This is a genomic window from Maribacter aurantiacus (assembly GCF_005780245.1).
Lineage (GTDB): Bacteria > Bacteroidota > Bacteroidia > Flavobacteriales > Flavobacteriaceae > Maribacter > Maribacter flavus.
Genome location: NZ_VBUK01000001.1, coordinates 826,148 through 839,116 on the forward strand (window position 1 = coordinate 826,148; position 12,969 = coordinate 839,116).

The 12,969-nt window shown below is 41.6% G+C and carries 5 protein-coding genes; 1 reads left to right on the forward strand and 4 read right to left on the reverse strand.

The window, feature by feature from the left end:
- The first annotated feature begins 14 nt into the window (after positions 1–14).
- The gene (locus FEK29_RS03580; protein WP_138257007.1) at positions 15–3,725 is read left to right on the forward strand and encodes a metallophosphoesterase; all 3,711 of its coding nucleotides are present in this window, start codon (positions 15–17) and stop codon (positions 3,723–3,725) included.
- Here FEK29_RS03580 and FEK29_RS03585 read toward each other — a convergent pair.
- The 4 genes from FEK29_RS03585 to FEK29_RS03600 all read right to left on the reverse strand — a co-directional run bounded on the left by FEK29_RS03585 (position 3,697) and on the right by FEK29_RS03600 (position 12,960).
- Complete coding sequence (locus FEK29_RS03585) at positions 3,697–4,578, reverse strand: hypothetical protein (RefSeq protein ID WP_138257008.1); 882 nt, start codon at positions 4,576–4,578, stop codon at positions 3,697–3,699. The two genes, FEK29_RS03580 and FEK29_RS03585, sit on opposite strands and share 29 nt — an antisense overlap.
- Positions 4,579–4,677: 99 nt before the next feature.
- Positions 4,678–6,042, reverse strand: coding sequence for a vanadium-dependent haloperoxidase (locus FEK29_RS03590; protein WP_240042651.1), 1,365 nt, complete (start codon positions 6,040–6,042; stop codon positions 4,678–4,680).
- A 370-nt stretch (positions 6,043–6,412) separates the two neighbouring features.
- Positions 6,413–9,670 (reverse strand): VCBS repeat-containing protein, encoded by a 3,258-nt coding sequence (locus tag FEK29_RS03595; RefSeq protein ID WP_138257009.1) that lies wholly within the window; start codon positions 9,668–9,670, stop codon positions 6,413–6,415.
- Positions 9,670–12,960: a VCBS repeat-containing protein gene (locus FEK29_RS03600; RefSeq protein ID WP_138257010.1), complete on the reverse strand. Its 3,291-nt coding sequence runs from the start codon at positions 12,958–12,960 to the stop codon at positions 9,670–9,672. Before FEK29_RS03600 ends, FEK29_RS03595 begins: the two co-directional genes overlap by 1 nt.
- Between the last annotated feature and the right edge of the window lie 9 nt (positions 12,961–12,969).

Genomic DNA, 12,969 nt, shown 5'->3' on the forward strand with positions numbered 1-12,969 from the left:
ATAGGGACGTCTTCATGAAAAAATATGGTACCGCTCTTTTATTGCTTATTTTGATTACGGGTTGTGCTACCTATAGGACAAAATATGCGGACATTCGGGATGCAGAGGACATTGAAATCCACAAGGAAGTTGAACATACCTTTTATCTCATTGGCGATGCGGGCCTTTCTCCTTTAGGGGGTATGAACCCGGCTTTAAAAATCTTCAAAAATAAACTGGATCAAGCGGATGAAAATAGTACGGCCATTTTTTTGGGCGATAACATTTATCCGGCAGGATTGCCGGACCCCAAGGATTCTACCGTAGCTTATTTAACCGCTAAGAGCCATTTGGATGCACAATTGAGAACGCTTACCAATTTTAAGGGAAGAAAGCTTTTTATACCGGGCAATCACGATTGGTACACGGAAGGCCTCATTGGATTGGAACGGGAAGAGGATTATATCAAGGAACAACTGAATGATAAAGATGCCTTTTTGCCAAAAAATGGTTGTCCAATTGACGTAATAGAGGTGAACGATGCACTGGCCATCATTGTTTTGGACACGGAATGGTACCTCACCAACTGGAACAGGAGGCCGGGTATCAACGATAAATGTGAAATAAAAAGCCGGGAAAAATTTCTTTTGGAGCTTGAAGATGCCATAAAGGATTACAGGGATAGAACTACCTTGATTGCCATGCACCATCCAATGACTAGTTATGGTCCTCACGGTGGTCAATACTCTTTCAAAAAACACTTTTATCCAAAGGACCAACCCGTTCCTTTGCCAGGTTTGGGAACCTTTATAAATATTTTGAGGCGGACATCCGGGGCTTCCACAGAGGATATGGGAAACAAACGATATTTAGATCTTGTAAAAAGGGTAACGACCTTGGCGCAATACTCGGATAGGGTCATTTTTGCCTCTGGCCACGAACATACATTACAGTATATCGTTGAAAACAGTACGCCTCAGATTGTAAGTGGTTCCGGAGCTAAAAAGGGAGAAACAAGGTTATTGAATGGATCCCGGTTTTCCACCGGTAGAATGGGTTACGCTACCTTGGAAGTCTATACCGATGGGTCTTCACGGGTTCGGTATTACGGTGTTGATGGTCAGGGGAATGAGGAATTCCTTTTTACTTCTGCAGTATTGCCCCCAAATGCACAGAAATTGGACACTATATTTCCTAGAATTCCCAACAAGGAACTAAAAGCATCCGTTTACACCAAAGAGGAAATCGATAAATCCGGTTTTTTCAAGGCGATTTGGGGAGAACGTTATCGTAGCTATTATGGCAGGGAAGTGACCGCACCCGTGGTCTATATAGATACCTTGTTCGGGGGACTTACACCCGTTAAAAAGGGAGGAGGGCATCAGTCCAAGTCCTTGCGTTTAAGACATGCTTCCGGAAAGGAATATGTCATGCGCGCCCTTCGAAAACTACCTGAACTGTATTTGCAATCCATGGCTTTTCAAGATCAGTACCTTATGGACGATTTAAAGGAAACTTATACAAAGGAACTGCTGGAGGACTTTTATACAGGTTCACATCCCTACGCCCCGTTCACGGTTGGTAAACTTTCCGATGCCGTTGGAATCCTTCATACCAATCCGGTACTCTATTATATTCCAAAACAGGAAGCGTTGGGTGAGTACAACGAGGTTTTTGGAAACGAACTCTATATGATCGAAGAGCATGCCGGAGATGGACATGGGGATTTGGAGAGTTTTGGATATTCCAATGAACTGAAAAGCACGGATTCCATGCTTGAAGACCTTCGGGATGACGAGAAGTATGAAGTAGACACTTATGCCTACATCAGGGCCAGATTGTTCGATATGGTCATAGGAGATTGGGACCGTCATGTGGACCAATGGCGATGGGCGGAGTTTAAGGAGGATGGAAAGGTTGTCTATAGACCGGTTCCCAGGGATCGTGATCAGGCCTATTCCCAAATGGGCGATGGCATTTTTATGGGTCTTGCCACCCGTATCATCCCCGGACTCAGGTTAATGGAAGGTTTCCATGAGGAAATTAGAAACGTCAAAGGATTCAATTCCTCTCCAAAAACGTATGTACTGGATCTCGCCTTATTATCCGAAAGTACCTTGGAAGATTGGAGGAATCAGGCCAAATTTTTACGGCAAAGGATTGATGAGAGGGTTATTGACGAAGCGTTTACCATGTTTCCAAAGGAGGTGCAGGATGCAGGTGTTCAAGAAATCAAAAGAATTCTGCTGTCAAGGGTTCAAGGTATTGAAAATACCGCTATCGAATATTTTAAAGTCTTGAACAAATTTGCCACGGTAGTGGGTACTGACAAGGATGATTGGTTCGTAATCACCCGATTGGATGAGCAAAGAACCCAAGTGAGCGCCTATAGGATTATTGATGGGGAAAGGAAAAAGCAGTTTTTTGATAAGGTCTTTTACACTTCCAACACCAATGAAATCTGGGTTTATGGCCTGGATGACGATGATATTTTTGAGGTAAAGAATCCAGACAATTACGGTGGTATTAAAGTCAGGATCATTGGCGGACAGAACAATGATATTTATAGGATTGGGAACGGTAGGGGAGTAGCTGTCTATGACTACAAAAGTAAAAAGAACACCTTTGAGGAGGTGACAAAAACCAAGGTCAAACTGACTGACGATTATCCGGTGAACACCTATAACCCCTTAAATATTAGAAGTAGCAATAACCAAGTGATCCCAACGGTAGGCTTCAATCCAGATGATGGTGTCAAAATAGGGTTTATGGATACCTACACCTACAATGGTTTCAGGCAAAACCCCTTTACCCAACAACATTCCTTAAGTGCTTCCTATTATTTTGCCACAAGTGGCGTAGAACTACGGTACAAGGGGGAGTTTGCCAATGTATTCGAGAGTTGGAACTTGTCGCTGGATACACGATTTACCACCCCTAATTTTGCCATAAACTTTTTTGGATTTGGGAATGAAAGCGAAAATTTGGACGATGACTTGGGCTTGGATTATAACAGGGTACGTATCCAGAATTTTGAATTTGCCCCATCATTGGTATGGAGAAGCCCTTTGGGTGCCAAATTCGACCTGGGGGTTTCATATGAATCCATTGAAGTAGAGGAAACTTCAAATCGTTTCATCAATACGTTTTACCAACAGAACGGACAGGAGACTGGCAATAGTTTTGTAGGCGTCCAAGGAACCTATTCCTATGAAAACCATGACAACCGGAGCTTTCCTACCATGGGCATGGCGACCTCCATTGCCTTGGGCTTCAAGGAGAACATTGGTGTGGCCAATAGGAATTTTGGATATTTGATTCCAAGTATCTCCCTCGACTATAAATTGATTCCTAGTGGCCGACTCGTTTTGGCGACCAAGTGGAAAGGGCACATAAATATGGGGAATGGTTATGAGTTCTATCAGGCTGCCAGTATAGGGGGAACCGATGGATTAAGGGGCTATCGAAACCAACGCTTTACAGGAAAGGCTTCCTATTACCAAAATACGGATGTGAGGTTTAGCTTACGTAAAATGCGCACCCGAATTTTACCTTCGGCATTGGGGCTTTTCGGAGGATTTGACTATGGTAGGGTATGGTCGCCCGGAATTTCCTCAAACACTTGGCATACTTCCTATGGTGGTGGTTTTTATCTGAATAGTGCGAATATCCTGACCTTGAACCTTGCCCTGTTCCATAGCGAGGACGGACCTCGTTTTACCTTTGGTCTCGGCTTTGGATTTTGACCTTGCTTAAGTCCAGGGAGTATAGATTGTTGCCAGAACCATGAGAGCTTTCATCGGACAATAAAATCAAATCTTCATTTAAGAAACAGATAGATTCTAATTGCGTCCTAATGCCCAAATCTATTTCCTCAATTTTTCCGTTAGAGAAATTATCCCAGGTAAAATCCGTAAAAATGAACAGCTTTCCGTAACTGAGTGCGATTATCTTCTTGCCGCTTGGTGAAATAGCTATGCCCGTAATTTGGCAGGTCTTCCAATTCTTACACACATTGATTTCCCCAACTAAATTGGCCTCGTATACTCCCTTTTGATCCGGGACACTATAGATGTAAGCACTACCGGTAAAGGGATTGGCCCTGTTTTTGGTTACGATGAACAGTTTGTTGTTATGATGGAAGATAGCTTCGGCATCAAAATAACGGCCCGATTTCTTAGGGGGAAACTCTTTTTGGTTGGGGTAGCTTAGTTCAATTTTCTCGGCATCGATTTTATCGCCAGGTTCTATTTCCGGATTGGGAACCTTGTAAATTTTCAGGTTTTTCCTGCTGTTGTTGTTATTGCCTATATCGGCGATATATACATTTCCCAACGAATCTTTGGTAAGATCTTCCCAGTCATCGTTGTCCCCGTTTTTCATCTTCAAGGTCTTTAGGATATTTCCCTTAAAATCGACCTTATATAACTCATCCTTATTCCCTCCATCTTCAATAATCCAAACCGTGGAATCCTTTAGGCTAACCATTCCTGAGTTTTCCTTGAGGCTGCTAGGCAAATCTGTAACGACCTTTAGTTGACCGTAATTTGTACAGGAAAAGAAGGTGAGGGATAGTAAAAAAAGAAACGTTCTAATCATAGGGTAACATCTTGATACGAACGTATGAATTTACGAATCTAAAATTTATTGGCATCGCCAAAGGGGTCTGTACTTCGAGAATTTTCCTTTGGTACTTTTTTATTCGTGATTTGTTGCGACCGCGTTGTCGTTTTTCATTTTTATCTTGTCAATAAGCAAGGAACCTAATTTTCTTCCTTGGCCCACGCCCACTTCTACAGCGGCCCGGTAATGGATACCCCCGTACATTCTGCTGATTGCAGCCTCGTCCGCAGCTTGGTTGAAAGAAGTAAAACTTCTAACGGGAAGACCATAAGGAAGCTCCGTATCGTCATCAAAGCTAAAATTGTCCCCAAAGATATCCGTTAAGGCAGTGGCGGCCGCACCTGAAACAACGCTATGCCCACTTGTATATTCCGGGAAGGGAGGGGTTTGAAGTATGGGAACCCAGTTTTCGTCAATATGTTGATTTATCAAAGTTTCCGGGCGGATAAGATTACTCCGGTACTTTTCGTCCCAGCAGCTGATAAAACCATCTGCGATGGCCATAGAAGTTTTGGTATATGCATAAAGTGATTTTTGAAAATCACTATCTGTCTTTCTGCAGGCAATTTTGGTGATACCGATCCAATGGGCCCCTGGGGTAATCTTTTTGGTGGCAAACATCAAATGTCCGCGGGTTACGGATACATACGGATTACAGTCCCAAAATTTGGCTATGGCCACTTCTTCGGACGCATCGCCAATGGCGGTAATCCGGTTACTGGTTTCGTAGACCTCCAGAAGCTCCTTATAGAATTGGGAGTTCTTGTCCATGGAGAAGGCCGGAGGCGGTACCGGTTTGAACTGTGCTGCGGAATCCAGGAAAAAGGGACGTATTTTGTTCCAATGGGGTTCAATACCGTCCATATAGGCAGGTGGGGTGGGTTGCCACCTTGCAGGGTCGTCCGTATCCACCGTAAATTTGGGCATGGTGCGGGTCTGCGGGTAGTTATCCTTGTTCATCCATGCCTTAATATGCTCCGCAACTTTTTCCCCATAGGCTTTTGAGGCTTCAAATTCCGTCTTGTTGATGGTTTCCCATTTGTTGAAAAGGCTATCCTGTAAAACGTTGAATTTGTCCTCTGAAAATATCAGTTGTTTGCTAATGTTCATGTGGGCAATAAGTGCCGCCAAATTGGGATTCACATTTTGTAAGGAGTCCATCTTTGGTATCGGGGTCAATTCATTTACCTGTCCGGCCAAGGAATTATATTCCGGATTTACTTGTGCAATGATTTCGTAGGCCGCAATATTGGGGTAGGCGAATATTCTACTGGCCACAGGTGGGGAAAAAATGTCGTGTATCATTATCTCTACCACCTTATCAATGGATGTATGCAGGTCTTCTGCCGTTACCTTGATCGGTTCAGTGCTAGGCTGCTTTTCCGGGGAACAGGAAAAAAAGACCGCTAAAAGCAATACTGCCAAAACTTTCTTGAACATCTTTAATTTCATTTTATTTTTCATCATCAATTTGCCCTCGATTTAGCAACAAAATTACATTATTTTGACTGCCAATCAATTCTTTAGGGTTAAAAATGAGACTAAAAGGTCTACATTAAACTTTCCTTAAACCTTTTTAGTTTTTTATATGTAAAATGTTCTAATCCAATTTGTGACTAAGAGTAAAACTTTGACATTGGGCTTCATTCTTATTATAAATGGTCCTATTAGTTCTAACGAGTCTTATCGATGAATTTAGTCCCGGTCAGTGGTAAATGGCCTACCTGAATTATAAAAATAAAAGATACGCGCATTACAGAAAGAATATTGTGTTATGGGAGTTGCTGGGCAAATCCTAACAATCCAAGTATCAATTTCCTTTAAGGATATAGGAACGATCGTTATTTGTCAAAATCAGAAGTTTGTTTTGGGAAATTGGGGCTATTTTTCTCGAATCTGAACCTTTCGGAAGTTCCAGGAATCTTTTATGGATAAAGTTCCTATTGGAATCCATTTGAAGAATCCCCCCGGGGTTTTCAATGTTTTGGCCCAATTCGTTTGTTTGCCCCTTGAAATTTCCAACGTAGTATATACTCCCATCTTCCGATATAAAGAAGTCCTGAATACTACTCATTTGTGCAGGTATTGGTAATGGAACTGCTTTGATATTTTCTCCTAGGTTTAGATAGACCATGGAACGAAGTTCCTGTACCTGTTTGGTCTCCATAATTTCTTCTTCCTTTTTACCCGTCAAATCCTCGATACCTTCAATTTTTGAAAACTTGGTATAGCTCAAAAACTTCTTCTTTAAATAGGGTAGTTGTTCCGTGAGCTTATCCTTAGAGGCAAAAGGTACATATTTACCGAAGAAATCATAAAAAATAATAGGATCCGGTTGTTGGTTTTCATCAAAATCATCGATGTATAATTTTAAGGGACGCTCTACACTTGTCTTTATCTTAAAATTTAAACCGGCATTCCCCACCAATAGGTCCGGTTGGCCATTGTTGTCCAAATCCGCTACCGATACGGTATTCCACATTCCGTTTGTGTTTTCCAGGCCCATTTTCTGGGTCTCGTTCAATAATTGGGAACCGCCTTGGTTTATGAGAACCGTAACGGGCATCCAATCACCTACGATTACTAGGTCCAATAGACCATCGGCATTCAAGTCCGCCCATTCACTGTCCGTTACCATACCTATTCTTTCCTGTTGTAAAACCACGAACTTTCCGGTACCATCATTTTTTAAAATATAACTAACGGGAGACAATCCATAACCACCGGGAATGGAACGATTGCCAATGAAAAGATCGTCATAGCCGTCTCCATCAAAATCCGCGGCAGAAACACTACCTCCATTGGTTTTAATCAAAGGGATGTTGAGGCGTTCAAATGTACCCTTTCCATCGTTCACATAGATACGGTCTTCCAAATTGGGATTTCCTTCCACAAGTTCATTGCCCCCACTCATTACATAAAGGTCCAGATCGCCATCATTTTCAATATCGAATGCGACGGCATCAACATCTTCATAAATGACATCCTTTCTAAGGCTGGTATTTTTAACTTCGGAAAAAGTACCATCGTTATTTCCAAAGTAAAGGGATGGGGATTGATATTTGGCACCGCCAATAAAAAGGTCCTCCAAACCATCGCCATTAAAGTCTGCTTTGACCAAGGCAGGGCCTTCGGTGGACAATTTTTCAGGAATTAGGCGTTCTCGCTCGTAGTCAAGATAATTGTTCTCTAAATGGACAAAATTGAAAAATTCATAATCGGTGGCTTCTCCCAGTTCCTTTTTTGGTGTATCAGGTAAGTTCGATTTTCTTGTAATAACATGTTCTTGATTGATGCCTAATCTTGTTTCCGATTGTACTTTTCCATCCAACCATCGAATTTGAATAGAATCTATGCTAGTGTTGTTTCCCAATCCAAAATGCAACCTATGCGTAGAAGAAGACTGAAACCCTTTTACGGTCGTCAGTTCTTTTATAAACCGATTTTCTCCTGAAAACACCAGTACTTTGGCCCCATATGGACTCTTATATTCCTGATTTCCCTGCAATTTGACAGAGACATAATTGTTGTTTCCGCCACGATTACTTGTATTCTCCAAAAGGCTTGCCTTTTGATTGATGTTGTTCACCAAGAGATCAAGATCACCATCGTTGTCCAAATCTGAATACGCGGCTCCATTCGAATAAGAGGCACTGAGTCCAGAAGCTTCCGAAAGGCGCTCAAAGGTCAGGTTTCCTGTATTCCTAAAGATTATATTGGGAATGTTTACCGTAGGGATTTGCGCAATGAGCTTGGATTCAATTTCATTTTGTTCTTCTTGTTGGTATTTTGAAAAGTCGATATTGCTTAGATAATTTATGTAATCCAGGTCGTTGGGTCTTTTATAGATGCCATTGGTTATAAATATGTCGTTTTGTCCATCATTGTCAAAATCCTGTATCAATGGAGACCAGCTCCAGTCCGTGGCATGTGTATTTGTTAAAAGGGTAACATCCGCAAAATGTCCTTGGCCCGTATTCAGTTGGAACGTATTTCTGGCGTATTGGTCCTCAAAACCAAAACCTTTTTTGATGAGGTTCACCTTATCCGAGTCCTCACCGCCCGATCTCAAAAAGATTTGTGCGTCAAAAGGCATCATATCCAGCGAAAAGACATCGGGAAGCAAATCGTTGTTTATATCGGCAATATCAACACCCATCGTAAAACGTGAGGTATGATTAAAATAATCTGCCACAAATTCCTTAAACGTTTTATCACCTTGGTTTATATAGAGATAATCGTTCTCATGGAAATCATTGCCTACGTAGATATCTAAAAACCCGTCGTTGTTGATATCGGAAACACTTATTGCCAGACCATATCCTAGGGCACTGCTGTAAATACCGCTGGCATCTGTCACATCAACAAAAAAGGAAGCCCCTTCATCCAACTTGTTTTCATAGAACCGATCGCCGGACAAGGAATCTTTTTCTTGGCGTAGGGAAATATTACCATAACTTCTGGGCGTATGAACGGAATGGTTTAAGAGATACATATCCTGATCTCCGTCATTATCGTAATCGAAAAAAGCGGCTTGGGTTGAAAACCCGGAAAAATCCAGACCATATTCTTTGGAAACCTCTTTAAAAGTAGCATCACCATTATTTAGATAAAGTGCATTTTGGGACATAAGACTTTTGTAATCGCCAACCTTACAGACATAGATATCCAAAAAGCCGTCATTGTTGACATCGGTCATCGTAGCCCCGGTTGACCAGCTAGTATCCATAAGAAGGCCAGCGTCCTCAGTAATATCCTTAAATTTTAACCCACCTAAATTCAAATAGAGACGGTCCGGTTTTTGGTTTGCCGTTAGGTAGACGTCTTCCAATCCGTCGTTGTTGATATCCCCTATCGCCACGCCACCACCATTGTAGTAATATAAATATTCGATGATGTTTAGATCTCCCGTATCCTCAAGGTCATTGGAAAAATCGATTCCGCTGCTATCCGAAGGAACATCCCTGAAGTAAATAGGAGCCTTTTCCAAAGTAGCCTTATCTTCTGGTACTTTGTTACACGCTAAGAATAGGAATGTAGCTGTTACTAGTAGGAGATTAGCTTTCATTAGTTGAATTTAAATATTGCCAAGGAGTCTCGATTTCTACTTACGAATAACTTTTGGTCGATGATGCCCATGTCCCTAATTTCACCTTTAACTTTGAAGCCCTTTCCGCTTTTTATTGTTTCAAATTTAAGTCCTCCCTTGTTTTCCAGGTATACACCATAGGAAGCATCATATCGTCCCACCTCTGGTTTTACATTGTATAGATTGCCTCCCAACACGATGTCCTGGTCGCCATCTCCATCAAAATCGTTCGTGGCAATTGCATAGGTAGTTGAAAATTGGGCAGCGATGGGGAGTGGCAAAACCTCGAAAGTCAAGTTACCGTTATTTACAAGTATAACGGATTCAAGGGTGTTGGCTTCCAATGTTCTTGCTTCTTTCAAGGCCTCCTCCGAAAAAATAGCTGACACAGATGCATCTTTAAAGGACTCATAATCTGGATATTTTTTTGTAATAGCCTTTATTTGTTCGATCAAATCATGTCTAAGTGCATAGGGGTAATCCTGTCCATCCTCTCTTCTAAATGTGAGTATGGGGTCAATAAATCCGTTTTTGTCAAAATCGGCAGCGTATAAGCGTATAGGCCGGTCTTTACTGGCTTTAAACCGACTGTTTAACCCATGGTTTCCAACAATGAAATCAACATCGCCATCACAGTCCAAATCACTGGGGACAATGGTGTTCCACCAGCCTTTTAAATCCAATAACGGATTATCTGCCTTTCTAACAAATTTTCCTGCTTCGTTGATAAATATTTCGATTGCCATAAATTCACCAACAATGATCAAATCTTCATCCCCGTCATCATCCAGATCTTGGAAGAGGGCCGAGGTAATCATACCCATGCCCTGAAAATCTGTTCCGGCAGTCATCGTGATATCGGTAAAATTGCCGGTTCCGTCATTCTCCAACAAAAAGCCCGAACCGGCCATGCCATATTTTAAAGGAATCATACGTTCCCCCACAAATATATCCAAGTCACCATCTTGGTCTATATCAGAAACATCGATAGTGGAAGAACTATGAAAGGTATTGCTAACAGGAAGCTTTTGATCGGATAATTTAAAATTCCCCTTACCATCGTTTACATAGAGACGGTCCAAGAATTCAGCGGAATACTGTGAATATTCGATACCACCACTGCACACGTACAGATCCAGGTCGTTATCCCCATCGGCATCGAAAAAAATACTTTCCATATCCTCAGAATTTTTGCTTTGGTCAAAGTCGGTGGTCTTTTTTAGGATGAAACCATTTTCGGTGTTCATAAAAAGACTTGGGGGGTTCCCTTTTGACCCACCTATGAATAAATCTACCCTTTTATCACCATTGACATCGCCAAAAGCCATTTTAGGACCTTCGGTACTTACCATGTGATTAAGAAGACGGTCCCTGTCAAAGTCAACGAAGCGATTCTCCAGATGGACGAAATCCAATAGCCCCGCTACTTTTTCGAAAAGTTTGGGTTCCGAAGGAGATTTATCCAATGTTGGGTCTTGCGCATCTTTTTCGTAAACAATAAGTGTCCGGTTTACTTTGACGTCATTTAGTTTGGTAATCTTTCCTGAGGGCCAAGTGATTCTTACCGAAACGTTTTGATTCTTGGGCAATCCGATATTCGGCCTAATGTCCATGCTGGATTGAAATCCCCGTACGGGCTGATTTTCCACCGAGATATTGTACGGTAGCACCTCAATTTTAGTACCAATGGCATAGGTGTTATTGCCTTCGCCCCGTAAATCAAACTTGAGGTAATTCGATTTTTTGGAATCCATGGTGGTATTCTCATAGACAAAAGATTCCATGTTAAGGTTATTTACTACTAGATCCAAGTCACCATCATTGTCCAAATCCCCATAGGCAGCCCCGTTTGAAAAACTCTCCACAAGTAAACCGGATTCCTCGTATTTTTCGAATTCCAAATTACCAAGGTTTTTATAGGCATGGTTTTCAACTTTGTTCGAAGGAATTAGGTCAATGAGTTTGGCATAGTTCACCGAATCTGTTGTAATCATGGATTTGAGAATTTCGGTATTGGAAATGTAAGTTAGATAATCTTGGTCCGTTAAATCCTGATACACTCCGTTGGCGATAAAAAGGTCTTTAAGGCCATCATGGTCCATGTCGAATATCAAGGCGCCCCAACTCCAATCTGATGCTTCCACACCACTTAGCCTACCTATTTCGCTAAAAGTATTGTCCGCATTGTTTAGCTGGAAGGTATTCCTTGTAAATTGATGGTAATATCCACTATTAAGGTTTAATTGGTATTTATTCCAATCTTCAAAAGTGGTTACCGTCTTTAATCGATCATATTCCGATGGAAGCATTTCCGTAACGAAGATATCGTTATAGCCGTCATTATTGATATCCGCCATATCCGCTCCCATGGAAGCGACGCTTGTGGCGGTAATTTGATTTTCCAGAGATTCCGTAAAAGTGCCATCCTGATTGTTGATATATAGATAATCACGCTCGAAAAAATCATTGGAAACATAAATGTCCTCCCAGCCATCGTTGTCCACATCGCCAACGGTAACCCCCAGTCCAAAACCTATGACACTTCCATAAATCCCAGCCTTTTCGCTAATATCCACAAAGGTGCCATCTACATTTTCCATGAGTTTGTCACCACCAAGGATATCGCGTTTGTTACGTTCGTTCTTTTTTAGATCAAAACCACCGATGGCTTTGTAGGAATTATTCAGTATATAGACATCCAAATCCCCGTCCTTGTCAAAATCAAAAAAAGACGCGTGCGTAGAATAACCCTTATCATCCAAATTATAGTCGGCCGCCATTTCTTTGAAGGTACCATCCTGTTGGTTGATAAAAAGTTCGTTCTGTTTGTTTTCGCCATTTAAGTCACCTGAATTACAAACATATATATCCAGATAACCATCTGCATTGATATCTACCATGCTTACACCGGTTGACCATGGCCTTGTACCCCCAACATGGGCCTTTTCTGTAATATCCTCGAATTGAAAATTGCCTTTGTTGAGATAGAGTCTATTCTCTTTTTGATTGGCAATGAAGTAAATATCGGGCAGACTATCGTTGTTTATATCGCCAATGGCAACACCTCCACCATTGTAATAGTTACGATATCTGTAGACATTGAACTCTTGGTCATATGTTAAATCGTTTACGAAATCAATGCCAGTAGTTTGGGCCGATAGTAATTTGAAAACTGTTCCTTTTACATCATTGGCGGGCTCATTGGTTTTGTCTTTACAAGAGGGCAGGAGCAAAGTCAAAAAAGCAAATGCACCTACTCTTAAAAGCATCTTATCAAA